Source organism: Rhizobium esperanzae (assembly GCF_002204185.1).
Classification (GTDB): domain Bacteria; phylum Pseudomonadota; class Alphaproteobacteria; order Rhizobiales; family Rhizobiaceae; genus Rhizobium; species Rhizobium esperanzae.
This window is the reverse complement of record NZ_MXPU01000007.1, coordinates 149,393-174,105: the sequence shown is the minus strand read 5'-3', so window position 1 is coordinate 174,105 and position 24,713 is coordinate 149,393. Positions and strand designations below refer to the sequence as shown.

Here is a 24,713-nt window from a genome sequence, read left to right as displayed (position 1 = left end):
CGGTGGAGGATCCGGCCGGGCGCAGGAATTCAGCGGTCAAGAGGAGGAGACTATGACCAGAATGAAATCGATCGGCGCGGCTTTTGCTGCGGTTCTCTTGAGTTCCGTTGCCACCCATGCCGGCGACGTGCGCATCATGTGGTATTCCGACGGCGGCGAAGGCGAGGTGATCAAGGATCTGCTGGCGCGTTTCTCCAAGGCCAATCCCGATGTCAACGTCATCCTCGACGAAGTCTCCTATGACGTCGTCAAGGAACAGCTGCCGGTGCAGCTGGAGGCCGGGAAGGGACCCGATATCGCCCGCGTCACCAATCTGAAGGCGCAGGCGCAGCATTGGCTCGACCTTCGCCCGCTACTCGCCGATGCGAAATATTGGGACGAGAATTTCGGCGCCCAGGCCGATTGGATGCGCCCCGATGGTTCGAACGCCATCACCGGCTTCATGACCCAGCTGACGCTGACCGGCGGCTTCGTCAACAAGACGCTGTTCGAGCAGGCCGGCGTCGAAATTCCCGGTCCGAAAGCCACATGGGATGACTGGGCGGCAGCGGCCAGGAAGGTCGCTGACAGCCAGAAAGTCTTCGCCATGGCGATCGACCGCTCCGGCCACCGCGTCTCCGGCCCGAATATTTCCTATGGCGCCAACTATATCGCCGCTGATGGCAAGCCGGCGCCCATCGATCAGGGCGCCAAGGAATTCCTCAGCCGCTTTGTCAAATGGAACGAGGACGGCACCGTCAACAAAGACGTCTGGGTCAGTGCTGCCGGCAGCACCTATCGCGCTGCGGCCGAAGATTTCATCAATGGCGGTCTCGCCTATTATTATTCCGGCAGCTGGCAGGTTTCCGGCTTCGCGCAGAAGATCGGCGACAGTTTCGACTGGATCATGGCCGGAAGCCCCTGCGGCACGGTCGCCTGCACCGGCATGCAGGGCGGTGCGGGTCTCGTTGCGGTCAAGTACACCAAGAACCCGAAGGACGTCGCCAAGGTGATGGACTACCTGGCAGGCGCCGACGTGCAGAAGGAATTTGCCGAGCGCAGCCTGTTCATTCCCGCGCATAAGGGTGTGGCCGCCGGCCAGGTGGACTTCAAGACCGATAATCCGCATGTGAAGGCGGCGCTGAAGGCCTTCGTCGAATCGGCCGGCCAGACAGCCGCTCCTGCGATGAAGCTGCCGGGCTGGAAGTGGTCGGACGCCTATTACAGCGCCATCGTTGCCCGCATCAGCCAGGTTATCGCCGGCGAAATGAAGCTCGACGACGCCTACGCCCGCATCGACGAGGACATCAAGGCCAAGGTTGGCGGCAACTGACGGACGAACGAATGGCGGAGAAGACGGTTTCTTCCGAACCACCGGCGAAAGCCGGTCTGCGGCAAGCGCTCCTTGCGCCTGTCAGGCTGGCCATGGGGATGATCGACATCCCGATGCGCGCCTGGCAGAAGCTGACGGGGCTGAACGGCATGGCGGGCGTCTTCCTGGCGCCCAACATGCTGATCTTTTCCATCTTCGTGCTCCTGCCGCTGGTCATCAACTTCATCTATTCGACGACGAGCGGCGGCGCCATCTTCCTGCCGAACAGGACCTATGTCGGCGCTGAGCAGTACCGCATCCTCTTCGATTGCCGCTCTTATCTCGACCCCTCCACTTGTGCCGCCGACACCTTCTGGGCCGCCGTGCGCAACACCGCCGTCTTCGTCGTTTTCCAGGTCTCGGCAATGCTGGTCGCGGCACTCGCAACGGCGTTGATCCTCAATCGCGAACTTTCCAATCGCGGCTTCTGGCGCGCCGTCTTCTTCTTTCCGGTGCTGCTGTCGCCCGTGGTCGTCGGCCTGATCTGGAAGTGGATCCTTCAGCGCGAGGGCCTGTTGAACTATGCGTTGAGCCCGTTCGGCTTCGAACCCTTCTCCTGGCTCAGCGATCGTTTCTGGGCCTTCTTCTTCGCCGTCTTCGTCTCGGTCTGGGCGCATATGGGTTTTTACGCGCTGATCCTGCTCGCCGGCCTGCAGGCGATCCCGAGGGATCTCTACGAAGCGGCCGCGATGGACAAGGCGAGCCCCACCCGTATCTTCCGGCGGATCACCCTGCCGCTGCTGATGCCGAACCTCATCGTCGTCCTGGTCCTGGCACTGATCCGCGCCGTGCAGATCTTCGATGAGGTTTTCGTGCTCACCGGCGGCGGGCCCGGCACCAGCACCATGTACATCACCCAGTTTATTTACGAGACAGGCTTTGCCAGTTCGCTGCGCAATCCCGGCCTGGCATCGGCCGCCTCGATCCTGATGGGCGTCGTGCTCGTTATCCTGACCCTGGTCCAGCTCGCCGCAAGCAGCCGCAACGAGAAGAAGGGGAAACGTCTATGAGCGCCGTCGCCACCTTCCTGCTTCGCCGCCGCGGCCGCGGCTGGCACTGGACCGATGTCGTCACCTGGATCTGGCTGATCTCAGGCGTCATCCTGATGTTCGGCCCGGCCATCTGGCTCGTCTTCTCCTCGTTCAAGACACCGGCCGCCCTTGCCGAGTTCCCGCCGTCCGTCCTGCCCTATGTCACCGAGCAGGCCGTGGTGCCGGGTTACGACAAGCCTTTGCCGCTCTATAATGTGACGATGCCGGATGGTAGCACCCATGTTCTCGCCGAAGTCCGCCGCATCGGCATCATGGGCCAGATGGTCGATCCGAAACAGCCTGGCGAAATCGTCAAGGTCAACATCAAGGACCGCACGCCGGTGCGTGAGGTCGAATTCGCGACCAACAACTACACCGAGCCGTTCCAACGCTTCGACTTCTTCCTGTTCCTGCGCAACTCCGTCTTCGTGACGGTGGTGGCGACGGCCATCACCCTGCTGGTCAATTCGATGGCCGCTTTCGCGCTGTCGAAATACCAGTTTCCCGGCCGCACCGCCGTCATGCTGATGATCCTGGCGACGCTGATGGTGCCGCTCTCGGTGATCGTCGTGCCGCTCTATTCGGTCATCGGCAGCTTGAACCTCTTCGACAGCCTCTGGGGCGTCATCCTGCCGACCGTCGCCACGCCGACGGGCGTCTTCCTGCTGCGCCAATATATGCTGACGATCCCCGACGAGCTGATCGATGCGGCACGCATGGACAAGGCCAGCGAATGGCAGATCTACTGGCGCATCATCCTGCCACTGTCGGCGCCGGCGCTCGCGGTGCTGGCGATCTTCTCGGTCGTCTGGCGCTGGAACGACTTCCTCTGGCCGCTGATCGTGCTGTCGCGCAAGGAACTCTACACCCTGCAAGTCGGGCTCAACGTCTATGCCGGCGAGCTCAACGTGCAATGGCACTATATCCTCGCCATGACCGTCGTCTCGATGATCCCCGTCGTGCTGATCTTCGTCTTCCTGCAGCGCTTCATCACGACTGGTATCGCCGGGTCGGGACTGAAATAGTATGAAACAGGAGAGTGCATGAGCGGACTCGAGCTCAGGAACATCGTCAAGAATTTCGGCGCCGTCGAGGTCATCCGCGATGTCTCGCTTGAGGTCAATGACGGCGAGTTCGTCGCTTTCGTCGGCCCATCCGGGTGCGGAAAATCGACGTTGCTGCGCCTGATCGCCGGTCTCGACAAGCCCACAGGCGGCAGTATCGCCATCGACGGCAGGGACGTCACCGCGATCGGTGCGGCCGACCGCGGCCTTGCCATGGTCTTCCAGTCCTATGCGCTTTATCCGCATATGAGCGTACGCGAAAACCTTGCCTTCGGCTTGGAGAACACCAAGGTGGCGAAGGCGGAGATCGAAGCACGCATCGCTGACGCCGCCCGCATGCTGGAGATCGAGCCGTTTCTGCAGCGCCGTCCGGGCCAGCTCTCCGGCGGTCAGCGCCAGCGCGTCGCGATCGGCCGTGCCATCGTGCGCCGGCCGGATGCCTTCCTGCTCGACGAGCCGCTCTCCAATCTCGATGCCGAGCTCCGGGTGAGCATGCGCGCCGAACTCGCCGCGCTCCACGCCCGCCTGAAGGCGACGATGATCTACGTCACCCATGATCAGGTCGAGGCGATGACCCTCGCAAACCGCATCGTCGTGCTGAGAGGCGGCAGGATCGAGCAGGTGGGAACGCCGCTGGAACTCTACAACAAGCCGGCCAACCGCTTCGTCGCCGGTTTCATCGGCGCGCCGCACATGAATTTTCTGGAAGCCTCAATCGTCGGTCACCAGGACGGTTTGGCGCAAGTCGAAACCGTCGGCGGCCACCGTTTTTCCGTCATTGCCAAGGAGGCGGGCCCCGTGGGCGAACGGATCAGTATCGGCATCCGGCCACAACATATCAGCCTCGCCGATGCAGCCGCCGCGGCCAGGCTGGACACGCGGATCACCCTTGTCGAGGAACTGGGTTCTGAAACCGTCGTCCACACCGAAGCCGCCGGCAAGAAGCTGATCGCCGTCTTTGCCGGCCAGCAGAAGATGAAATCCGGCGACAGCCTGCCGCTGCATCTGGACCCCCAGGTTCTCCACCTCTTCGGTGAGGACGGCCGGCGTCTGTCTTGAAACAAAAAGCCCGCGCCGGAATGGGGGCGCGGGCCGAGTTTCATGTCGCGACAGCTTTAGTGGCTGTTCTTGTGACTTTGTTGACCAGCCTTTACATGCTGCTCATGGCTGCCGCCGCGGGTTCCGCTGGACTGCGCGTCGCGGGTGCCTGAAGAGGCGCTGCGGGTATTGGAGTCGTTCTTGTGACTCTGCTGCCCAGCCTTGACGTGCTGTTCATGGGTTCCACCTTGGTTTGCCATTTGGTTTCTCCTTGGTTTTGAACTGAGGCCACGTCGACCTCGTCTTGACAACCTCGCCCCGGCGCATGCGTTCCGCATTTTAACATTTCGTGATCTCACCGGAGAATGAGGATTGAGGAAGCGGACCGGGCGGGTAGGGAGCTCGCCTGCCATTTCGTTGGCCATCGGGAGAAAGCGGAAAAATCCCGATGTTCTCCAGCGCCGCCGCGTCCGCTTGGCGCGGCCCGCAGCCCCGCTTCGAAAACCGTCGCTCGGCAAAAAGGTTCCAGGAAAATCAGCCGTATCCGCCCCGGTTGACGGCCCCGCCGAGGCCGCTCGACTCTTTTCAAATAGATGGACCGCTCTAACTTACAGGGAAGCTGAGGAAAGGAGAAAACCATGACCGACGCACCGAAAACGGCGACCCCGGCGCGAAGAGTGTTGCGTGGCCGCCCCTACAGCATGAGCGAATTTGCCAGGAAATACCGGTTGGACGACAAGGAGGCCAAGCGCCTCTATGACAAATTTGGCCCCTCCGCCACCGAGCTCGACCTGTTGATGGCGGCCAAGCGGCGCCCGCCGCGACTGCCCACCAAGCTCGACTCCTGACGGCAGTCCATGAGCATCAGAACGGGAAGCTGCCTTTGCGGAGCGGTCGCCTACCGAGTGGAGGGCGAGCCGCTTCGCGTCGGCCTCTGCCACTGCGCCGATTGTCGCAAATCGAGTGGGTCCGCCTTCGTCTTCTTTGCGCTCTGGCCCCGATCGGCTTTCTCCCATAGCGGCGAGATCGCCACCTTCGCCGGCCGCAGCTTCTGCCCCGCCTGCGGCAGCAGGCTGTTCTGCCTGCAGGAGGCGGCGGTGGAAATCCGCCTCGGCTCGCTCGATAGCCCGCCGACGGATCTTGAGCCGAGCCATGAAGTCTGGGTCAAGCGGCGCGAAGCGTGGCTGCATCCGCTGACGGGTGCCGGGCAACATGCCGAGGATGCCGATTGACCGTCGGCAATTTGCTGCCTGTCGGGAGCACGAAAGCGCTGCAGAATTTTGCGCGATAGGCTCCGCCGTGCGGAAACTTGAGTTTTCTTACCAATATTTCATTTCACCTGTCCGCAATTCCGTGCCAGTTCGGCGGCAACGCTAATTCCCGGTTCATCTGCGGTGTGATTATTTCATTGCAGGCCGATGCGGCCACCGACTGATCGAGGATGACATGAACAAAATCGTAAGCGGCGACGAAACCGGAGCAAAGGCCGGCGCGACGCCCGACCTCGCAGCGGTTCTTGCCGCGTCGGCAAGGCAGAACAAGCGGGGCCGCTGGCGCGGGCGTCTGCTCGTTCTGCTGATCATCCTCGCCGCCGCCGCGGGGGCCGCATACTTCTATGCTGGCCGGGGGGAAGGCGAAGTGAGCTACGCAACCCAGCCGGCAAAACGCGGCGACCTGACGGTACTCGTCACCGCCACGGGTTCGGTGCAGCCGACCGAGCAGGTGGACATATCGAGCGAACTTTCCGGCACCGTCCGCGACGTCAACGTCGATTATAACAGCACGATCAAGGCAGGCGACGTGCTGGCGCTGCTGGACACCAACAAGCTCGAAGCGGATGTGAAGAGCTCGCGCGCCAAGGTCAATTCGGCTAAGGCGAATGTCGCCAAGGCCAATGCCGATCTCGAATCGGCAAGCACCTCGCTCGAGCGGTTGAAGAGCCTGGTGAGGAGCAACGTCTCCACCCAGCAGAGCCTCGACGACGCCACCTACAAATATGATTCCGCCGTGGCCGCCAAACAGATCAACGAAGCCGAGGTTCTCGCCTCGGAGGCCGACCTGCAGCTTGCCGAGGTCAATCTCGCCAAGGCAAAGATCGTCTCGCCGATCGACGGCGTGATTCTCACCCGGTCCGTCAATCCGGGCGCCACCGTCGCCGCGTCGCTTTCGGCGCCAATTCTCTTCACCATCGCCGGCGATCTCAAGAAGATGGAGCTGCAGGTGGATGTCGACGAGGCCGACGTCGGCAAGATCGCCGTCGGCCAGAAGGCGAAATTTACCGTCGATGCCTATCCCGACCGGTCCTTCCCCGCCGAGATCGAGCAGATCCGCTTCGCCTCCGAAGTGGTCAACAACGTGGTGACCTATAAGGCGGTGCTCTCGGTCGACAATGCCGACCTGCTGCTGCGCCCCGGCATGACCGCGACCGCCGACATCACCGTCGAGGCCGTCAAGGATACGCTGATGGTGCCGAACGCCGCCTTGCGTTATGCCCCGCCGCAGGCGGAACGGCGCGGACGCGGCATTCTCGGGATCTTCGGGCCGCCACGCCGGCGCGGCGGCAATTCCGGTGAGATGCTGACCGGAGCGCAGCGCCGCGTCTGGGTGCTGCGCAACGGCCGCGCCGCGCCCGTCATTATCCTTGTCGGTTCGTCCGACGGCCAGTTCACCCAGGTGGTCTCCGGCGACCTCAAGGCAGATGACGCGTTGGTGACCGACGCCACGGTGCGGACGAATTAGGCGGAGAGACGGATGACAAACCCGCCGCTGATCGAATTCAGGAAGGTCTCGAAAATCTACGGCGAGGGCGAGGCGGCGATCCGCGCGCTCGACCATGTCGATCTTGCGATCGATGCCCATGAGTTCGTCGCGATCATGGGGCCGTCAGGCTCCGGCAAATCGACGGCGATGAACATTCTCGGCTGCCTCGACGTGCCGACATCGGGCGATTACATCTTCCAGGGCGTTCCGACCAGCGGCTTCGACCGCAGCCACCTGACGCTGTTGCGCCGCCACATGCTGGGCTTCGTTTTCCAGGGTTTCAACCTTCTGTCGCGCACATCCGCGGTCGAGAATGTCGAATTGCCGCTGATCTATCGCGGCATGGCGGTACGTGAACGCCGCGAACGGGCGCGCGAGGCACTGGCGTTGGTCGGCCTGTCCGGCCGCGAACATCACAAGACGCAGGAACTGTCCGGCGGCCAGCAGCAGCGCGTTGCCATCGCCCGCGCCATCGTCACCCAACCGGCGCTGCTGCTCGCCGACGAACCGACGGGCAATCTCGACACGAAGACCAGCGTCGAGATCATGGATTTGATGACGCGGCTGAACCGCGAGCAGGGCATCACCATCGTCATGGTCACGCACGAGCCCGATATTGCCGCCTATGCCGGGCGGCTGCTGCGCTTCGTCGATGGCAAGCTCGAGACGGAACTGGAGCATCGGAGGAGGGCGGATCATGTTCTTTGAGACGCTGAAGCTCGCGCTGCGCGCCATCAGCCGCAACATGCTGCGTTCGTTCCTCACCGTGCTCGGCGTCGTCATCGGCGTTGCCGCCGTCATCGCGCTCGTGACGATCGGCAACGGCACGACGGCGCAGGTTTCGACCGAACTGTCGCGGCTCGGCACCAACATGCTGTTCGTCCGTCCCGGCCAGTTCGGCCCCGGCCGGGCGAGTTCCGAGGCCAAGCGCTTCAGCGTCAAGGATGTCGCCGCCATCCGCGACCAGATCGGCGGCTTGAGGGCGGTGGCGCCGCTCAACCAGTCGACGGCAACGGTGATATTTGGCGGCCAGAACCATTCGACCAGCGTCTCGGGCACTACCAACGACTATTTCACCGCGCAGGACTGGAGCCTGGCGCTCGGCCGCACTTTCACCCCCGCAGAAGAGCGCGGCCAGTCCCGCTGCATCATCGGCGAGACGGTTCGCTCGCAGCTCTTCGGCGCCGGCGATCCGATCGGCCAGCAGATCCGCGTCGGCAAGGTTTCCTGTCCGGTCATCGGCGTCCTTGCCAAGCGCGGCCAGTCCGGCATGGGCACCGATCAGGACGATGTGGTCATCATGCCGGTCAAGGTGTTCCAGCGGCGCATCAGCGGCAATAGCAATGTGCCGCAGATCATCATCTCGGCGCGCGACGGTGTGCCCACGGCCAAGGTGCAGGCCGACGTCGAAAATCTGCTGCGCGAACGCCGCAAGATTATTCCCGGCCGGCAGGACGATTTCAACGTCAACGACATGACCCAGATCGCCGAGGCGATGACCGGCACGACGACGCTGCTCACCGGCCTGCTCGGCGCCGTCGCCGCCATCAGTCTGCTTGTCGGCGGCATCGGCATCATGAACATCATGCTGGTCTCCGTCACCGAGCGGACCCGCGAAATCGGGATTCGTCTCGCAATCGGTGCGCTCGAAAACCAGGTGCTCACCCAATTCCTGGTCGAGGCGGTGGCGCTCTCGCTCTTCGGCGGCATCACCGGCATCGTGCTCGGCCTGAGCCTCGGTCTGGTGGCGGTCACCCTCCTGAAAGTGCCCTTCGTCTTCAGCCCGATGATGGTCGCCGTCGCCTTTCTTTTCTCCGCGGCAATCGGCATGATTTTCGGCTATTTCCCGGCGAGACGGGCAGCGCAGCTCAATCCGATCGAGGCGCTGCGGCACGAGTGACGCATGATAAATGCGTCATGGGAAAATGCCTCTGTAGGCGAGCGAGTTGGCGAGAAAGCCAACCGCACTCTCCGTCCTTCTCGGCCCTGAGCCGAGCAGGACGGAGAGTGGGGCGGCCAATGAGTTCCTTCGGAGCGTAGACGCCTGAGTCCCCGAAGCTCATGGCGCTGTTATCTATTTGTCTCTTTTTTGATATTTCGATGGCGACTTGTCACCGGTTTTCGACCGTGCCAAAATGTGATATATCAGTTCGGCGGGATTTTCGGCATGGAGACGTCACAGAGCCATCGCGCCTATCTTGCGCTGGAGCACCTGATCGTCACGCTGGCGCTGAAGCCCGGCGCCCTTGTCACCGAAAAGGAGCTGATCGATATGGCCGGCCACGGGCGAACGCCGGTGCGCGAAGCCATTCAGAAACTCGCCTGGCAGGGGCTGATTCTGGTGAAGCCGCGGGTTGGACTGCAGGTTGCCGAGATCGCGCCGGAGGATCATGGCAATGTCATGCAGGTGCGCCGCGAGCTGGAGCCGATTGCGGCAAGCCTGGTTGCCGAACATGCGACGGACGAGCAGCGCCTCCGCCTCGGCGCTTGCGCCGACGCGATGGAGGAATGCGCCGCCACCGGCGATCTCACCGGCTTCTTCGCCGCCGATAAGACCTTTGACGAAATCCTCGAGGATGCCTGTCCGAACGGCTTCATCATGGCCGCGCTCGGCCGGGTGCAGACGCATGCGCGTCGCCTCTGGTATTCCACTGCAAGCCCCGAGCGCATGGACCGCGCCATCGCGTTGCATGTCGCCGTCATTCGGACGATTCAGCGGGGCAGGCCGGATGAGGCGCGTGCGGCCATGGCGGCCTTGATCGACTATCTCGCCCGCAAATAAAAACGGCCCCGTTTCCGGAGCCGCTTCAGATCTGCTTGTCGCAAAAAAAACGTCAGCCGACGAAAGCGCGTTCGATGACGAATTCGGCGGGCTTGCTGTTGGCGCCCTCGTTGAGGCCGGCCTTTTCGAGCAGTTCCTTGGTATCCTTCAGCATCGCCGAGGAGCCGCAGATCATGCCGCGGTCGATTGCGGGATCGAGCGGCGGGACACCGAGATCGGTAAAGAGCTTGCCTGACGAGATCAGGTCGGTGATACGGCCGCGATATTCGAAATCCTCGCGCGTGACGGTCGCATAATGGCGCAGCTTGTCGCCGACCACTTCCTTCAGCAGTTCGTCGTTCTCAATCTCGTGCACGAGGTCGAAGCCGTATTTCAGCTCGGCGACATCGCGGGTGGTATGGGTGAGGATGACTTCCTCGAACTTTTCATAGGTTTCGGGATCTCGGATCAGGCTGGCGAAAGGCGCAACGCCGGTTCCCGTCGAGAACATGTAGAGGCGACGGCCGGGGGTCAACGCATCGAGCACCAGCGTGCCCGTCGGCTTCTTGCGCATAAGCACCTGGTCGCCGGGCTTGATCGCCTGCAGATGCGAGGTCAGCGGGCCGTCCGGCACCTTGATCGAGAAGAATTCCAGCTCCTCGGCCCAGGCGGGGCTGGCGATCGAATAGGCGCGGAAAACCGGCTTGCCCTCGACCATCAAGCCGATCATCGCGAATTCGCCGGAACGGAAACGGAAGCCCTGCGGCCGGGTCATCGTGAAGCGGAAGAGCCGGTCGGTGTAATGCGTCACGCTCAGAACCGTCTCGGCGTAGACGCCGGCGGGGATGGACGAGGCGAAGTCTTCGGTCTTTGCAGGCGCGTTCATTTCGGTAGCGGATCCCGTATTCGTCGGATGAACTGTCGGATTGGGAGCGAGATATTACAAATCCGGCCGGAATTAAAGGCATTCCATTCCACGTGACGCTTCAGTAGGGAAATATGCATGTCATTGTCAGGATTCAATGGCGAGCGGAGAATGTCATATTTCCCGCTGGCGAAGCCGGGCAAAGGATGCATATTAGAGCGGCGGACCGCAGCGTAATGCTGATTTTCGGCAAAAGCGGTGCGACAACAAAGACCTACGGCGTCGAACCCAACCCGATTCAGGAACAGGGTCCGGTGATGATGGCGAAAAAAACACGCTTGCCGGGGCGAGCGCGACAGGCGGTCGGGGGACTATGAAGATTTTCAACTACAAGCGTGTTCCTTACGCCGAGATGCGCGCCTTTTCCGTTCATATCCTGACGGCGTCCGGCTCGTTCCTCGCCTTTCTCGGGGTCGTCGCCGCCGCCGAGCACCGCTTCATCGACATGTTCTGGTGGCTGGGTCTTGCCCTCCTCGTCGACGGCATCGATGGCCCGATCGCCCGCAAGGTGCGTGTCAAGGAAGTGCTGCCGAACTGGTCGGGAGATACGCTCGACAACATCATCGATTACGTCACCTATGTGCTGCTGCCGGCCTTCGCCCTCTATCAGAGCGGCATGATCGGCGAGCCCTGGTCCTTCGTCGCCGCAGGCATGATCGTCGTCTCAAGCGCCATCTATTACGCCGATATGGGCATGAAGACCGACGAGTATTTCTTCTCCGGCTTTCCTGTCGTCTGGAACATGATCGTCTTCACCCTATTCGTCATCGATGCGAGTGCGACGACGGCGCTTGTCGTCGTGACGATTTCGGTGGTGCTGACCTTCCTGCCGATCAATTTTCTCCACCCGGTCCGGGTGAAACGACTGCGCCCGCTCAATCTCGGCGTCTTCCTGCTATGGTCGGCGCTCGGCGTCTATTCGCTGCTGATGCATTTCGAAACGCCGGAATGGGCTCTCATTCTCTTTATCGTGACCGGGCTGTATCTTTACGTCATCGGCGCGGTGCTGCAATTCTTCCCCTCCCTTGGACGCGAAGCTTAGGATAGGCAATATGACGAAGACGCATGCGGTTTCATTCTCGCAGACGGGCGGACCTGATGTTTTCGATTATGTCGAGATCGATCTTCCGCCACCGGCGGCAGGCGAGGTGCAGATACGGCAGGCGGCGATCGGCCTCAACTTCATCGATGTCTACTTTCGCAACGGCTCCTATAAGGTGCCGCACCTTCCCTTTGTCACCGGCAAGGAGGGCGCCGGAACAGTGACGGCGGTCGGGCCCAATGTTACCGATTTCAAGCTCGGCGACCGTGTCGCCTATGCCAGCGCCGACGGCGCCTATAGCGTCGAGCGCAATATCGAGGCGCGCCATCTGGTGCATGTGCCTGACGGCATAGAGCTCGAAACGGCAGCGGCGATGATGCTGAAGGGCATGACTGCCGAATATCTCTTGAACCGCACCTTCAACGTCGGTCCGCAGACGGTGCTGTTGTTCCATGCTGCCGCCGGCGGCGTCGGCCTGATCGCCGGCCAATGGGCAAAAGCGCTCGGCGCCACCGTCATCGGCACGGCCGGTTCCGAGGACAAGATCGAGCTGGCGCTGGCCCATGGCTACGATCATGTGATCAACTACAAGAGCGAAGACTTTGTCGGCCGCGTCCGCGAAATAACGAGCGGTAAGGGTGTCGATGTCGTCTATGATTCGGTCGGCCGGGACACTTTTCCACAGTCGCTCGATTGCCTGAAGCCGCGCGGCCTTTTTGCCTCCTTCGGCCAGTCTTCCGGGCCGATCGAGAATTTCACCCTCGCCATGCTGGCTCAGAAGGGTTCGCTCTTCGCGACGCGGCCGTCGCTCTTCGCCTATATCGCCACGCGGCAGGAATTGGACGACAGTGCAAAGGCGCTATTTGATGTTGTGCAAAGCAACAAAGTGCGTATCAATGTCAACCAAACCTATCCGTTGCGTGAGGTTGGGCGGGCTCACGGGGATCTGGAAGCAAGAAAAACAACAGGAACGACGCTGCTGATTCCATGAGATCCGAACGGACCGGTCGGCAGAAGAAATGAGGGGAACGTGTCTGCATTGAATGTGCCGGATTCCGGTGCGTTGTTATCCGTCCAGAAGCTGACGAAGTTTTTCGGTGGCTTTGCCGCCTGCAATGACATCGATCTCGACATCGCGCCGGGCGAAATTCATGCACTTCTCGGCGAGAATGGCGCAGGCAAATCCACATTGGTCAAGATGCTGTTCGGCGTGCTGGAGCCGACGCACGGGCAGATCCGCTGGGGAGACAGACAGGTCGCCATCACCTCGCCGGGCGAAGCCCGCAAGCTTGGCATAGGCATGGTCTTTCAGCATTTTTCGCTGTTCGAGGCGCTGACGGTGGCCGAAAACATCGCGCTGTCGCTCGAGGACGCCATCCCGATCGACAGGATCGCCGCGGAGGCGAGGGCGCTGTCGCACGCCTACGGCCTGCCGCTCGATCCGCACGCCCATGTCGCCGATCTCTCCGTCGGCGAGCGCCAGCGCATCGAGATCGTTCGGGCGCTGCTGCAGAACCCGAAACTGATTATTCTCGACGAGCCGACCTCGGTGCTGACGCCGCAGGAAGCCGACAAGCTGTTCGAGACGCTGTTCAAGCTGCGCGCCGAGGGCCGTTCGGTTCTTTATATCAGCCATCGCCTGGAGGAGGTGCAGCGCATCTGCGATCGCGCCACCGTGCTGCGCCATGGCCGGGTGACCGGCGCCTGTGATCCCAGGCAGGAAACCCCTGCTTCGCTCGCCCGCATGATGGTCGGCAGCGAAGTGGCGACCGTCACCCATCCCGAGCGCAGCGACAGGGGCGAGGTGCAGCTTGCCGTTTCGAACCTGTCGGTTGCCGCGCGCACGCCCTTTGCCATGCCGTTGCGCGACGTCTCCATGACGGTGTGTTCGGGTGAGATCCTGGCTATTGCCGGTGTGGCGGGCAACGGCCAGAGCGAGCTGTTCGACGCGCTGTCGGGCGAGTATCCGGTTGCCTCCGCCGAAGCGATCATCATCCGCAAGAAGCCGGTGGGCACTGAGGGCATTACCGCCCGTCGCCTGCTTGGCGCCGGTTTCGTGCCGGAGGAGCGGCACGGGCACGCGGCCGTTTCCGCCATGAAGCTGTCCGACAATCTGGTGCTGGCCCGCAGCCAGTCGGATCGCAAAGCCTTTCTGGGCGTGCTCGGCATCATCAGACAGGGCGCGGTAAAGTCTGCGGCGCGGCGCATTTCCGAAGCGATGGATGTCCGCAAGAGCGGTGATGATCCCGCCGCCGGCTCGCTCTCCGGCGGTAATCTGCAGAAATTCATCGTCGGCCGCGAGCTCGACCGCCAGCCGGCCGTCCTCGTCGTCAACCAGCCGACCTGGGGCGTCGATGCGGGAGCCGCAAGCCGCATTCGCCAGGCGCTCGTCGATCTGGCAAAGGCCGGCTCCGCCGTCGTCGTTATCAGCCAGGACCTCGACGAAATCTTCGAAGTGGCAACCGATATCGCCGTCATCTCCGAGGGGCGCCTTTCCCGGCCCTATCCGGCCGGCGAACTCACCCGCGAAAAGATCGGCCTGCTGATGGGCGGTCTGCATGAAGGCAGCTCGGCCGCGGAGACTGCCCATGCGCATTGAACTGGAAAAACGTCCCGACGTCTCGAAGCTCTTCGCCTTCGTCTCGCCGCTCCTGGCCCTTGCCCTGACGCTCGCTTTCGGCGCCATCATGTTCGCCATGCTCGGCAAAGACCCCGTCGAGGCGCTCGATGCATTCTTCGTCGAGCCGCTGCTCGAGGTCTGGTCGCTGCACGAGCTGGCGATCAAGGCAGCACCGCTGATCCTGATCGCCGTTGGCCTTGCGGTCAGCTACCGCTCGAACAACTGGAATATCGGCGCCGAGGGGCAGTTCACCATTGGCGCCATCACCGGCTCCTATCTGCCGATTGTCTTTTACGACTGGCATTCGCCGCTCGTTCTGCCGCTGATGCTGCTGCTCGGAGCGCTCGGCGGCGCGCTTTTTGCCGCCATTCCGGCGCTGTTGAAGGCCCATTTCAACACCAATGAGATCCTGACATCGCTGATGCTGGTCTATATCGCCCAGCTCTTCCTCGACTGGCTGGTGCGCGGCGCCTGGCGCGATCCGCAGGGCTTCAACTTCCCGGTGTCACGGGATTTCGCTCCGGAAGCGGTGCTGCCGGCGATTTGGGAGGAATCGGGCCGGGCGCATTGGGCCTTCATCTTCGCCCTCATTGCGGCGGTCGGCGTCTGGTTCATGCTGCGCTATACGCTGAAAGGCTTCGAGATCGTCGTGCTCGGCCAGTCGGAGCGGGCAGGGCGCTTTGCCGGCTTCTCGTCGAAGAAGATGATCTGGTTCAGCTTTCTCTTCTCGGGCGCGCTTGCTGGCCTTGCCGGGATATCAGAGGTCTCCGGCTCGATCGGCCACCTGCAGCCGGCGATCTCGCCGGGATACGGCTTCACCGCCATCATCGTCGCCTTCCTCGGCCGGCTCAATCCGCTCGGAATCATCGCGTCCGGCCTGGTGCTGGCGCTGACCTATCTCGGCGGCGAGGCGGCGCAGCTGTCGCTCGGCGTCTCCGATAAGGTCACGCGTGTTTTCCAGGGGCTGCTGCTTTTCTTTGTGCTCTCCTGCGACACGCTGATCTACTACAAAATCCGCATTGTCTGGTCGCGGGTCAGGGGCGTGGGGGTATGAGCATCTTCGAAGCCATTCTGCTGACGGTTATCACCGCCTCGACGCCGCTCGTCATCGCCGCGCTCGGCGAACTCGTGGCGGAACGCTCCGGCGTTCTCAATCTCGGCGTCGAAGGCATGATGATCATGGGCGCGGTTGCCGCTTTTGCCGGCGCGCAGCTATCAGGCTCGCCCTATGTTGGGATCATCTGCGGCATAGCGGCGGGTGCGCTGTTCTCGCTGCTGTTCGCCTTCCTGACGCTGACGCTGGTGGCCAACCAGGTGGCGACGGGACTGGCGCTTACGCTTCTCGGCCTCGGCGCATCCGGCATGCTCGGTGAGCCCTATGTCAGCGTTCCCGGTATTCGCCTCGAAGAGATCGTCGTTCCCGTCCTGTCGGATATTCCCGTCATCGGCCATGTGCTTTTCAGGCAGGATCTGATCTTCTACCTGTCGATTGCACTTGTGATCGGCGTCAGCTGGTTCCTGTTCCGCAGCCGGGCCGGGCTGAAGCTGAGAGCGATCGGCGACAGTCATACGTCGGCCCATGCGCTCGGCATCGGTGTCATCCGCACGCGCTACTTGGCGGTAATGTTCGGCGGCGCCTGCGCCGGTCTTGCCGGCGCGCAGCTGTCGCTCGTCTATACGCCGCAATGGGCGGAGAACATGTCGGCTGGCCGCGGCTGGATAACCCTGGCGCTTGTCGTTTTCGCCTCCTGGCGGCCATGGCGGGTTTTTGCCGGCGGGTATCTCTTCGGCGCGGTCACCATCCTGCAGTTGCACGCGCAAGCCTTCGGCCTCGGCATTCCCTCGCAGTACCTTTCGATGCTGCCCTATGCCGCGACTATTGTGGTTCTCATCATCATTTCCCATAATCGGCGCACGACGTTGATCAACACGCCCGCGTCGCTCGGCAAAGCCTTCGTGCCGGAGCGATAAAGCAACAAGATCAAAGACGGCTTTCCGCAATAACTTCAAACCAACAGGGGTCACCATGAAGAAATTCGCATTCGCACTCGCCGCTTCGGCTGCCGCCGTGATCGGCATTTCCTCCGCCGCTCAAGCCGCGGACAAGACGAAGGTCTGCTTCGTCTATGTCGGTTCGCACACCGATGGTGGTTATTCGCAGGCCCACGACCTCGGCCGCCAGCAGGTCCAGGCAGAATTCGGCGACAAGATCGAAACGCCTTATCTCGAAAACGTCCCGGAAGGCCCGGACGCCGAGCGCGCCATCGAGCGCCTTGCCCGCTCCGGCTGCAAGCTGATCTTCACGACCTCCTTCGGTTTCATGGATGCGACAGTGAAGGTCGCCGCCAAGTTCCCGAAGGTCAAGTTCGAGCATGGCACCGGCTACAAGACTGGCCCGAATCTCGCGACTTACAACTCGCGATTCTATGAGGGCCGCTATATCCTCGGCCAGATCGCCGCCAAGACCTCGAAGAATCACGGCGCCGCCTACATCGCTTCCTTCCCGATCCCCGAAGTGGTGATGGGCATCAACTCCTTCGAGCAGGGTGCGAAGTCGATCGACCCGAGCTTCAAGCTGAAGGTCATCTGGGTCAACACCTGGTTCGACCCCGGCAAGGAAGCCGATGCCGCCAAGGCGATGGTCGACCAAGGCGTCGACGTCCTGACGCAGCACACCGATACAACTGCGCCGATGCAGGTTGCCGAAGAACGCGGCATCCATGCCTTCGGTCAGGCGTCCGACATGATCGCAGCCGGCCCGAAGGCGCAGCTGACGGCGATCGTCGACACCTGGGGCGCCTACTACTCCAAACGTGTGCACGCGCTGCTGGACGGCACCTGGAAGTCGGAACAGAGCTGGGACGGCCTGAAAGACGGCATCCTGAAGATGGCGCCCTATACCAACATGCCTGACGACGTGAAAAAGATGGCCGAGGAAACGGAAGCCAAGATAAAATCGGGCGAGTTGCATCCCTTCACCGGCCCGATCAACAAGCAGGACGGCACGCCCTGGCTGAAGGCGGGCGAGAAGGCAGATGACGCCACGCTGCTCGGCATGAACTTCTATGTCGAAGGTGTCGACGACAAGCTGCCGGCTCAATAATTCCGCAGGCTTTCTGCAACTTCCAAGGGCGTCCCGGCGGGCGCCCTTTTTTCTTCTGTAACGCTAAAAAAAGTGATTGCCAAAAGTAATACTATATGATTTTTTGACCCTGCGCCGCGAAGGAGCGGCATTGGGAGGATATCATGAAATTGAAGACTGCACTTTTGAGTGCCACGGTTCTGGCTGCCTGCATGTTCGGTTCGGCTTCGGCCGGTGGCTTGACGGTCGGCTTTTCGCAGATCGGCTCGGAATCCGGCTGGCGTGCGGCTGAAACCACTGTCACCAAGGAACAGGCCAAGAAGCGCGGCATCGATCTGAAGTTTGCCGACGCGCAGCAGAAGCAGGAAAATCAGATCAAGGCTTTGCGCTCCTTCATTGCTCAGGGCGTTGATGCCATTCTGATCGCTCCGGTTGTCGAAACCGGCTGGGACGACGTTCTGAAGGAAGCCAAGGAAGCCAAGATCCCGGTCATCCTTCTCGACCGCACCATCAAGGCCCCCGACGATCTGTACCTGACGGCTGTTACGTCGGATCTCGTTCACGAAGGCAAGGTCGCAGGCGACTTCCTGGTGAAGACTGTCGGCGACAAGAAGTGCAACGTCGTCGAACTGCAGGGCACGACCGGCTCGTCGCCGGCGATCGCTCGCAAGAAGGGTTTTGAAGAAGCTCTTGCCGGCCACGACAACCTCAAGATCGTTCGCAGCCAGACCGGTGACTTCACCCGCACCAAGGGCAAGGAAGTCATGGAAAGCTTCCTGAAGGCCGAGAACGGCGGCAAGGATATTTGCGCTCTTTATGCCCATAACGACGACATGGCCGTCGGCGCCATCCAGGCGATCAAGGAAGCCGGCCTGAAGCCGGGCAAGGATATCCTCGTCGTCTCCATCGATGCCGTTCCGGATATCTTCAAGGCGATGTCCGAAGGCGAGTCCAATGCCACCGTCGAGCTGACGCCGAACATGGCTGGTCCGGCCTTCGATGCGCTCGAAGCCTATCTGAAGGACAAGAAGGCTCCGGCGAAGTGGATCCAGACCGAGTCAAAGCTCTACACGCCGGCCGACGAGCCGATGAAGGTCTACGAAGAGAAGAAGGGTCAGGGCTACTGATTTGAACCTGGAACCGCACTGGCCCATAATGGGCCGGTGCGGAACTGCCGGTGCCGGATCGGGCGTCAGCCCGGTCTCGGCGCGGGCGCACGGCGCAATATCAGGACACAGCAGCCCTCATGGTTCACAATAACGAGAACATTCTCGCAGCCTCGGCCATATCCAAGTTTTTTCCCGGCGCCGTCGCCCTTGATAAGGTTGATTTCACGCTGCGCCGCGGCGAGGTTCATGCGCTTCTCGGCGAGAACGGTGCCGGAAAATCGACGCTGATCAAGTGCGTCACAGGCGCCTATCATCGCGACGGCGGCAGCCTGGTGCTCGACGGCCAGGAAATCAATCCGGCCAACACGCTCGCCGCCCAGAAGCTGGGTATCGGCACTGTCTATCAGGAGGTCAACCTTCTCACCAATCTGAGTGTCGCCGAAAATCTGTTTCTCGGACGCCAGCCGAGGCGGTTCGGTATGACCGACGTGCGCGCGATGAACCGCAAGGCGCGCGAACTGCTCGCCGGCTACGGCGTCGATATCGACGTCACCGCCGAACTCGGACGTTTCTCCGTCGCCGTCCAGCAGGTCGTCGCCATCGCCCGTGCTGTCGATCTCTCCGGCAAGGTGCTGATATTGGACGAGCCGACGGCCAGCCTCGACAACCAGGAAGTCGCGCTGCTCTTCCGGATTATCGAGGACCTGAAGAAGCGCGGGCTCGGCATCGTCTTCATCACCCATTTCCTCGAGCAGGTCTATGCGATCAGCGACCGCATCACCGTGCTGCGCAACGGCAAGCTCGTCGGCACCCGCAACGCCGCCGAGTTGCCGCGCCAAGGCCTGATCGCCATGATGCTCGGCCGCGAGCTCGCCCAGGCCGAAGAGACGGTCGGGGAACGCAGCATTCCAGCCGGCGAGGTCCGGTATCGTTTTTCCGGCTACGGCAAACGCGGCAAGGTCAAGCCCTTCGATCTCGATGTGCGCGCCGGCGAGGTGGTCGGCGTTGCCGGGCTGCTCGGATCCGGGCGCACCGAAACCGCCGAATTGCTCTTCGGCGTCGAACATGCCGACAGCGGCAGCGCGACGATCGATGGCCAGCCCGTCACCCTTTCCAGCCCGCGCGCTGCAATCGAAAAAGGTTTCGGCTTCTGTCCTGAGGACCGCAAGACCGATGGCATCGTCGGCGACCTGTCGATCCGGGAAAATATCGCGCTGGCGCTGCAGGCTCGCCGCGGCTGGACCCGACCGCTGTCGCGCGCCGAGCAGAATGCGCTCGCCGACCGCTATATCAAGGCGCTCGACATCCGCACCACCGACCGCGAAAAGCCGATCCGGTTGCTCTCCGGCGGCAACCAGCAGAAGGCGATCCTCGCCCGCTGGCTGGCAACCAATCCGAAGTTTCTCATCCTCGACGAGCCAACCCGCGGCATCGATGTCGGCGCCCATGCGGAGATCATCCGGCTCATTGAACAGCTCTGCGCCGAAGGCATGTCATTGATCGTAATTTCCTCGGAACTTGAAGAGCTTGTCGCCTATAGTTCACGTGTCATCGTACTTCGCGACAGGCAGCATATCGCCGAATTGACGGGCGAACGCATCACCGCGGCCGGCATCGTCGATGCCATCGCCGCCGCCGAGTACAAGAAGGAGGATGCATGAAGTCCTCTCGCAATGCGCTGGCCTATCGCCTGGCGCCGCAATTGATCGCGCTCGTTGTCATTCTTCTGTTGAATTTCATAACGTCGCCGCAGTTTTTTAACGTTGTTGTTCAAAACGGACGCCTGTATGGCAGCCTGATCGACGTGCTCAATCGCGGCGCGCCGGTGGCTTTATTGGCGATCGGCATGACGCTGGTGATTGCCACAAAGGGCATCGATCTTTCCGTCGGCGCGGTCATCGCCATTTGCGGCGCCGTTGCCGCATCCTCGATTGTTTCGGGAAATTCAGTCGCTTATACGATTGTCCTGACGTTGATGATCGGGCTTGCCTGCGGCGTTTGGAACGGCTTCCTGGTGGCAATCCTCAACATCCAGCCGATCATTGCCACGCTGGTGCTGATGGTGGCCGGCCGCGGCATCGCCCAGCTCATCACCGAGGGCGCCATCCTGACCTTCAACGATGACGGTCTGATCTTCTTCGGCAGCGGCTCCATGGCGCTCCTGCCGATGCCGGTCGTCATCTGGCTGCTCGTCGGCCTGCTCGTCATCCTGCTCGTTCGCCGCACGGCGCTCGGCATGCTGCTCGAGGCTGTCGGCATTAACCGACGTGCCAGCACGCTCTCCGGCATTCAGACGCCGGTGCTGCTGATGGCCGTCTATATGCTGAGCGGGCTCTGCGCCTCGATCGCGGGCATTATTGTCGCGGCCGACATCAAGGGCGCCGATGCCAACAATGCCGGTCTCTGGCTGGAGCTTGATGCCATCCTCGCCGTCGTCGTCGGCGGCAATTCGCTGCTCGGCGGGCGGTTCAGTATTGTCGGTTCGCTGATTGGCGCGATGATCATCCAGGCGGTCAACACCGGCATCCTGTCCTCCGGATTTCCGCCTGAGTTCAACCTGATCATCAAGGCGGTCATCATCATCGTGATCCTCGTCATTCAGTCGCCGGCGGTGCAATCGCTCGCCATCTTTGCCAGCCGCCGGCAGGGCGGAAGGGAGTAGCCGAAATGAACTCCAAATATCTGCCGCTGCTTGCGACCATCGTCATCTTCGTGCTCGCCTATGCCGGCTGCACGCTGCAATATCCGAACATGCTGTCGACGCGCGTCATCGGCAATCTTCTCACGGATAATGCCTTTCTCGGCATTGCCGCCGTCGGCATGACCTTCGTCATCATCTCCGGCGGTATCGACCTGTCGATCGGTTCGATCATCGCTTTCACCGGCGTCTTCCTCGCGGTGATCCTGCAGAACACCTCGATCCATCCGCTTCTTGCTTTCGCGCTCGTTCTCGTCATCACCACCGCCTTCGGCGCTATCATGGGCGCGATCATCCACTATCTCGAAATGCCGGCCTTCATCGTCACGCTTGCCGGCATGTTTCTGGCGCGCGGCATCGCCTTCGTGCTCTCGATCGACAGCATTCCGATCAACCACGACTATTATTCGACGCTGACGAGCCTCTACTGGCGGCTGCCCGGAGGCGGACGGCTGACGCTGATCGGCGCCGTCATGCTTCTGGTCTTTGCCGCCGGTATCTTCATCGCTCACCGCACCCGCTTCGGCACCAATGTTTATGCGCTCGGCGGCGGGCCGCAGACGGCGCGGCTGATGGGCGTGCCGGTTGGCCGTACGACGATCCAGATCTATGCACTGTCGGGTTTTCTCGCCGGTCTATCCGGAATCGTTTTTTCGCTGTACACATCTGCAGGATATTCTCTTGCTGCAGTCGGCGTCGAACTTGACGCCATCGCTGCAGTGGTCATTGGGGGGACGCTGCTGACCGGAGGAGCGGGCTTCGTGGCGGGAACCTTGATCGGGATTCTGATCCAGGGGCTCATTCAGACCTACATCACCTTCGACGGCACACTGTCGAGCTGGTGGACGAAGATTCTGATCGGCCTGCTGCTGTTTGCATTCATCCTGATGCAGAAGGCGATCCTGTTCCTTTCCAGCCTGAACAAGAGGTATGCCTGAGGGGGGCGGGTCCTTTGCGCAACAAATTCATCGAGACACGCAAGACAGGGCGCCGAACCCGGACGAGCCATGCACAGGTGGTCGACGAACTCGGCAAGGCGATCGTCGCCGGCACCTATCCGGTCGGTTCGATCCTGCCGGGCGATACGGAACTGGCGCAGCGCTTCAAGGTTTCGCGCACCGTTCTGCGTGAAACGATGAAGACGCTCGCAGCCAAGGGCATGGTCGTCGCCAAGGCCCGGGTCGGCACGCGCGTGACCGAAAAGAACCTCTGGAACATGTTCGACAGCGAGATTATCGCCTGGCACTTTGACAATGGCGTGACGGAAGAGTTCCTGCTGCAGCTTTACGATATCCGCCTTGCCGTCGAACCCTTCGCCGCCGGTCTGGTCGCCGAGCGCGCCAGCGCCGAGGAAATCGAGACGCTGCGCGAACTGGCGCTGGAAATGGCGGCGAGCGGGCATACGGCCGACAGCCTGGCGCTCGCCGATCTGCGCTTTCACCTGGCGATCGCCGAAGCCTCGCACAATCCCTTCATGCGCACCCTTGGCAGCCTCATCGAAGCGGCTCTGGTCGGCATGTTCCGCATCAGCACGCCGCCTTCCGAAAACGGGTTCGCCAATATCGCCGATACCCATATGCGCATCGTCGATGCCATCGTTTCCGGCGACAGCGCCGCGGCGCGGCGTGCGATGGAGGTCGTCATCGTGGATGGCCGCGATCACGTGCACGAGGCCTTCGCGGCCCACGGCTCTCCTGTTGTCCTGGGGCCGATTTCGCCCGCAATCTAATCCTGAAATCGATTTCCGATTTCAGGAATTATGCAGTATGAGGCAGAAAAGCCGCCTCATCGCGCGGATTCGCGGAGCAGATCATGGAACGTACTTGTCTTGCCGTCATCCTTGCCGCCGGTGACAGCACGCGGATGAAATCCTCAAAATCGAAAGTGCTGCATCCGGTCGCCGGCCGTCCGATGATCGCCCATGTGGTCGAGGCGGTCGCCTCTGCCGGCATCTCCTCCGTCGCCCTGGTCGTTGGCCGCGATGCCGGGGAGGTGGCAAAGGCTGCCAGCATCGACGGTGTCGGCGTTGAATCCTATCTGCAGCAGCAGCGCCTCGGCACCGGCCATGCGGTGCTGGCGGCGCGCGAGGCGATCGCCAAGGGCTATGACGATATCCTCGTCACCTATGGCGACGTGCCGCTGCAGACCGACGGCCCGTTGAAAGCCGCCCGCCAGGGTCTTGCCGATGGCAGCGACATCGTCGTCATCGGTTTCCACACCGACCGCCCGACCGGCTACGGCCGCCTGCTTGTCAAGGACGGCGAACTCATCGCCATCCGCGAAGAGAAGGATGCGACCGACGCCGAGCGGGCTGTCACCTGGTGCAACAGCGGTCTGATGGCGATCAACGGCCGCAAGGCGCTCGATCTTCTCTCGCGGATCGGCAATGCCAATGCCAAGGGCGAATTCTATCTCACCGATCTCGTCGAGATCGCCCGTTCGCTCGGAGGCCGCGTCACTGCCGTCGACGCGCCTGAAATCGAGATGACCGGCTGCAACAACCGTGCCGAACTCGCCGTCATTGAACGCTTCTGGCAGGAGCGTCGCCGCCGTGAGATGATGCTGGCGGGGGTCACCATGATCGCGCCGGAAACGGTATTCCTCTCCTACGACACCGTCATCGGCCAGGATGCGCTCATCGAGCCGAACGTCGTCTTCGGCCCCGGCGCGGTGATCGACAGCGGCGCCGTCATCCATGCCTTCTCGCATATCGAAGGCGCCCATGTCAGCGAAGGCGCGACCGTCGGCCCCTTTGCGCGGTTGCGGCCGGGGGCCGATCTTGCCATGGGTTCGAAGGTCGGCAATTTCTGCGAGGTCAAGAACGGCCGGATCGGCGTGGGCGCCAAGGTCAACCATCTCACCTATATCGGCGATGCGGTCGTCGGTGCCGGCAGCAATATCGGCGCCGGCACGATCACCTGCAATTATGACGGGGTCAACAAGAGCGAAACGGTGATCGGCGAAAACGCCTTCATCGGTTCCAACTCGTCGCTGGTCGCGCCGGTGACGATCGGCGACGGCGCCTATGTCGGCTCCGGAAGCGTCATCACCGCCGACGTGCCGGCCGATGCACTGGCGCTCGGCCGCGCCCGCCAGGAGATCAAGCCCGGCCGTGCGTCCTTGCTGCGCGAACGCGCGCTCGCCATCAAGGCCGCCAAGAAGGCGAAGGCTTAAACCGTAACCGGCGGAAATTGAAAGTGACCGCCGAGGCCATTGAGAAATAAGCAGGAAT

General features: G+C 62.0%; 24 protein-coding genes. 22 read left to right on the top strand and 2 right to left on the bottom strand.

What is annotated here, in order from left to right:
• Positions 1 to 52: 52 nt before the first annotated feature.
• The 4 genes from B5E41_RS12750 to B5E41_RS12735 are packed head-to-tail and all read left to right on the top strand — an operon-like array spanning position 53 to position 4,505.
• The gene (locus B5E41_RS12750; RefSeq protein WP_088394066.1) at positions 53 to 1,312 is read left to right on the top strand and encodes an ABC transporter substrate-binding protein; all 1,260 of its coding nucleotides are present in this window, start codon (positions 53 to 55) and stop codon (positions 1,310 to 1,312) included.
• Positions 1,313 to 1,323: 11 nt separating this feature from the next.
• A complete protein-coding gene (locus tag B5E41_RS12745; RefSeq protein ID WP_088394064.1) occupies positions 1,324 to 2,361 on the top strand; it encodes a carbohydrate ABC transporter permease in 1,038 nt (345 codons plus the stop codon).
• Positions 2,358 to 3,407, top strand: a complete 1,050-nt coding sequence (locus B5E41_RS12740; protein WP_064810363.1) for a carbohydrate ABC transporter permease — start codon at positions 2,358 to 2,360, stop codon at positions 3,405 to 3,407. The genes B5E41_RS12745 and B5E41_RS12740 overlap by 4 nt, the downstream gene beginning before the upstream one ends.
• Positions 3,408 to 3,425: 18 nt before the next feature.
• A complete protein-coding gene (locus B5E41_RS12735) occupies positions 3,426 to 4,505 on the top strand; it encodes an ABC transporter ATP-binding protein (RefSeq protein WP_088394062.1) in 1,080 nt (359 codons plus the stop codon).
• A 56-nt stretch (positions 4,506 to 4,561) separates the two neighbouring features.
• On the opposite strand, the gene B5E41_RS12730 is transcribed toward B5E41_RS12735, so the two are convergent.
• The gene (locus B5E41_RS12730) at positions 4,562 to 4,744 is read right to left on the bottom strand and encodes a hypothetical protein (RefSeq protein ID WP_088394060.1); all 183 of its coding nucleotides are present in this window, start codon (positions 4,742 to 4,744) and stop codon (positions 4,562 to 4,564) included.
• A 378-nt stretch (positions 4,745 to 5,122) separates the two neighbouring features.
• Here B5E41_RS12730 and B5E41_RS12725 point away from each other — a divergent pair, with 378 nt between their 5' ends.
• The 6 genes from B5E41_RS12725 to B5E41_RS12700 all read left to right on the top strand — a co-directional run bounded on the left by B5E41_RS12725 (position 5,123) and on the right by B5E41_RS12700 (position 10,026).
• Positions 5,123 to 5,332, top strand: coding sequence for a hypothetical protein (locus tag B5E41_RS12725; protein WP_064708964.1), 210 nt, complete (start codon positions 5,123 to 5,125; stop codon positions 5,330 to 5,332).
• Between the two features lie 9 nt (positions 5,333 to 5,341).
• Positions 5,342 to 5,716, top strand: a complete 375-nt coding sequence (locus B5E41_RS12720) for a GFA family protein (RefSeq protein WP_088394058.1) — start codon at positions 5,342 to 5,344, stop codon at positions 5,714 to 5,716.
• A 214-nt stretch (positions 5,717 to 5,930) separates the two neighbouring features.
• Positions 5,931 to 7,223: an efflux RND transporter periplasmic adaptor subunit gene (locus B5E41_RS12715; protein ID WP_088394056.1), complete on the top strand. Its 1,293-nt coding sequence runs from the start codon at positions 5,931 to 5,933 to the stop codon at positions 7,221 to 7,223.
• A 12-nt stretch (positions 7,224 to 7,235) separates the two neighbouring features.
• A complete protein-coding gene (locus B5E41_RS12710) occupies positions 7,236 to 7,952 on the top strand; it encodes an ABC transporter ATP-binding protein (protein ID WP_088394054.1) in 717 nt (238 codons plus the stop codon).
• Positions 7,942 to 9,144, top strand: a complete 1,203-nt coding sequence (locus B5E41_RS12705) for an ABC transporter permease (protein WP_088394052.1) — start codon at positions 7,942 to 7,944, stop codon at positions 9,142 to 9,144. Before B5E41_RS12710 ends, B5E41_RS12705 begins: the two co-directional genes overlap by 11 nt.
• Positions 9,145 to 9,411: 267 nt before the next feature.
• Positions 9,412 to 10,026, top strand: a complete 615-nt coding sequence (locus B5E41_RS12700; RefSeq protein WP_088394339.1) for a GntR family transcriptional regulator — start codon at positions 9,412 to 9,414, stop codon at positions 10,024 to 10,026.
• Positions 10,027 to 10,078: 52 nt separating this feature from the next.
• On the opposite strand, the gene B5E41_RS12695 is transcribed toward B5E41_RS12700, so the two are convergent.
• Positions 10,079 to 10,891, bottom strand: coding sequence for a ferredoxin--NADP reductase (locus tag B5E41_RS12695; RefSeq protein ID WP_088394050.1), 813 nt, complete (start codon positions 10,889 to 10,891; stop codon positions 10,079 to 10,081).
• A 352-nt stretch (positions 10,892 to 11,243) separates the two neighbouring features.
• On the opposite strand from B5E41_RS12695, the gene pcsA reads away from it, so the two are divergent.
• The 12 genes from pcsA to glmU all read left to right on the top strand — a co-directional run bounded on the left by pcsA (position 11,244) and on the right by glmU (position 24,655).
• On the top strand, positions 11,244 to 11,972 hold the full coding sequence (pcsA, locus tag B5E41_RS12685) for a phosphatidylcholine synthase (protein WP_064802532.1): 729 nt from the start codon (positions 11,244 to 11,246) through the stop codon (positions 11,970 to 11,972).
• A gap of 10 nt (positions 11,973 to 11,982) precedes the next feature.
• Positions 11,983 to 12,963 (top strand): quinone oxidoreductase family protein, encoded by a 981-nt coding sequence (locus tag B5E41_RS12680; RefSeq protein ID WP_088394048.1) that lies wholly within the window; start codon positions 11,983 to 11,985, stop codon positions 12,961 to 12,963.
• A gap of 39 nt (positions 12,964 to 13,002) precedes the next feature.
• A complete protein-coding gene (locus B5E41_RS12675; RefSeq protein ID WP_088394046.1) occupies positions 13,003 to 14,571 on the top strand; it encodes an ABC transporter ATP-binding protein in 1,569 nt (522 codons plus the stop codon).
• Complete coding sequence (locus B5E41_RS12670) at positions 14,561 to 15,646, top strand: ABC transporter permease (protein ID WP_088394044.1); 1,086 nt, start codon at positions 14,561 to 14,563, stop codon at positions 15,644 to 15,646. The genes B5E41_RS12675 and B5E41_RS12670 overlap by 11 nt, the downstream gene beginning before the upstream one ends.
• Positions 15,643 to 16,563 carry an ABC transporter permease gene (locus tag B5E41_RS12665; protein WP_088394042.1) on the top strand — a complete coding sequence of 307 codons (921 nt, stop codon included), beginning with the start codon at positions 15,643 to 15,645 and terminating at the stop codon, positions 16,561 to 16,563. The genes B5E41_RS12670 and B5E41_RS12665 overlap by 4 nt, the downstream gene beginning before the upstream one ends.
• A 55-nt stretch (positions 16,564 to 16,618) precedes the next feature.
• Positions 16,619 to 17,695, top strand: coding sequence for a BMP family ABC transporter substrate-binding protein (locus B5E41_RS12660; protein ID WP_064810375.1), 1,077 nt, complete (start codon positions 16,619 to 16,621; stop codon positions 17,693 to 17,695).
• A 143-nt stretch (positions 17,696 to 17,838) separates the two neighbouring features.
• Positions 17,839 to 18,801, top strand: coding sequence for a galactofuranose ABC transporter, galactofuranose-binding protein YtfQ (ytfQ, locus tag B5E41_RS12655; protein ID WP_088394040.1), 963 nt, complete (start codon positions 17,839 to 17,841; stop codon positions 18,799 to 18,801).
• 119 nt (positions 18,802 to 18,920) lie between these two features.
• Positions 18,921 to 20,444, top strand: a complete 1,524-nt coding sequence (gene ytfR, locus B5E41_RS12650) for a galactofuranose ABC transporter, ATP-binding protein YtfR (protein WP_088394038.1) — start codon at positions 18,921 to 18,923, stop codon at positions 20,442 to 20,444.
• Positions 20,441 to 21,445, top strand: a complete 1,005-nt coding sequence (locus tag B5E41_RS12645) for an ABC transporter permease (RefSeq protein WP_088394036.1) — start codon at positions 20,441 to 20,443, stop codon at positions 21,443 to 21,445. The genes ytfR and B5E41_RS12645 overlap by 4 nt, the downstream gene beginning before the upstream one ends.
• 5 nt (positions 21,446 to 21,450) lie before the next feature.
• Positions 21,451 to 22,419 (top strand): galactofuranose ABC transporter, permease protein YjfF, encoded by a 969-nt coding sequence (gene yjfF / locus B5E41_RS12640; protein WP_011425356.1) that lies wholly within the window; start codon positions 21,451 to 21,453, stop codon positions 22,417 to 22,419.
• A gap of 14 nt (positions 22,420 to 22,433) precedes the next feature.
• Complete coding sequence (locus B5E41_RS12635; protein WP_020921274.1) at positions 22,434 to 23,210, top strand: FadR/GntR family transcriptional regulator; 777 nt, start codon at positions 22,434 to 22,436, stop codon at positions 23,208 to 23,210.
• Between the two features lie 83 nt (positions 23,211 to 23,293).
• Positions 23,294 to 24,655, top strand: coding sequence for a bifunctional UDP-N-acetylglucosamine diphosphorylase/glucosamine-1-phosphate N-acetyltransferase GlmU (gene glmU, locus B5E41_RS12630; RefSeq protein ID WP_088394034.1), 1,362 nt, complete (start codon positions 23,294 to 23,296; stop codon positions 24,653 to 24,655).
• Positions 24,656 to 24,713 lie beyond the last annotated feature (58 nt).

Coding starts and splice junctions, on each gene's coding strand:
- B5E41_RS12750 (WP_088394066.1), top strand. CDS start 53: ATGACCAGAATGAAATCGATCGGCGCGGCTTTTGCTGCGGTTCTCTTG.
- B5E41_RS12745 (WP_088394064.1), top strand. CDS start 1,324: ATGGCGGAGAAGACGGTTTCTTCCGAACCACCGGCGAAAGCCGGTCTG.
- B5E41_RS12740 (WP_064810363.1), top strand. CDS start 2,358: ATGAGCGCCGTCGCCACCTTCCTGCTTCGCCGCCGCGGCCGCGGCTGG.
- B5E41_RS12735 (WP_088394062.1), top strand. CDS start 3,426: ATGAGCGGACTCGAGCTCAGGAACATCGTCAAGAATTTCGGCGCCGTC.
- B5E41_RS12730 (WP_088394060.1), bottom strand. CDS start 4,744: ATGGCAAACCAAGGTGGAACCCATGAACAGCACGTCAAGGCTGGGCAG.
- B5E41_RS12725 (WP_064708964.1), top strand. CDS start 5,123: ATGACCGACGCACCGAAAACGGCGACCCCGGCGCGAAGAGTGTTGCGT.
- B5E41_RS12720 (WP_088394058.1), top strand. CDS start 5,342: ATGAGCATCAGAACGGGAAGCTGCCTTTGCGGAGCGGTCGCCTACCGA.
- B5E41_RS12715 (WP_088394056.1), top strand. CDS start 5,931: ATGAACAAAATCGTAAGCGGCGACGAAACCGGAGCAAAGGCCGGCGCG.
- B5E41_RS12710 (WP_088394054.1), top strand. CDS start 7,236: ATGACAAACCCGCCGCTGATCGAATTCAGGAAGGTCTCGAAAATCTAC.
- B5E41_RS12705 (WP_088394052.1), top strand. CDS start 7,942: ATGTTCTTTGAGACGCTGAAGCTCGCGCTGCGCGCCATCAGCCGCAAC.
- B5E41_RS12700 (WP_088394339.1), top strand. CDS start 9,412: ATGGAGACGTCACAGAGCCATCGCGCCTATCTTGCGCTGGAGCACCTG.
- B5E41_RS12695 (WP_088394050.1), bottom strand. CDS start 10,891: ATGAACGCGCCTGCAAAGACCGAAGACTTCGCCTCGTCCATCCCCGCC.
- pcsA (WP_064802532.1), top strand. CDS start 11,244: ATGAAGATTTTCAACTACAAGCGTGTTCCTTACGCCGAGATGCGCGCC.
- B5E41_RS12680 (WP_088394048.1), top strand. CDS start 11,983: ATGACGAAGACGCATGCGGTTTCATTCTCGCAGACGGGCGGACCTGAT.
- B5E41_RS12670 (WP_088394044.1), top strand. CDS start 14,561: ATGCGCATTGAACTGGAAAAACGTCCCGACGTCTCGAAGCTCTTCGCC.
- B5E41_RS12665 (WP_088394042.1), top strand. CDS start 15,643: ATGAGCATCTTCGAAGCCATTCTGCTGACGGTTATCACCGCCTCGACG.
- B5E41_RS12660 (WP_064810375.1), top strand. CDS start 16,619: ATGAAGAAATTCGCATTCGCACTCGCCGCTTCGGCTGCCGCCGTGATC.
- ytfQ (WP_088394040.1), top strand. CDS start 17,839: ATGAAATTGAAGACTGCACTTTTGAGTGCCACGGTTCTGGCTGCCTGC.
- ytfR (WP_088394038.1), top strand. CDS start 18,921: ATGGTTCACAATAACGAGAACATTCTCGCAGCCTCGGCCATATCCAAG.
- B5E41_RS12645 (WP_088394036.1), top strand. CDS start 20,441: ATGAAGTCCTCTCGCAATGCGCTGGCCTATCGCCTGGCGCCGCAATTG.
- yjfF (WP_011425356.1), top strand. CDS start 21,451: ATGAACTCCAAATATCTGCCGCTGCTTGCGACCATCGTCATCTTCGTG.
- glmU (WP_088394034.1), top strand. CDS start 23,294: ATGGAACGTACTTGTCTTGCCGTCATCCTTGCCGCCGGTGACAGCACG.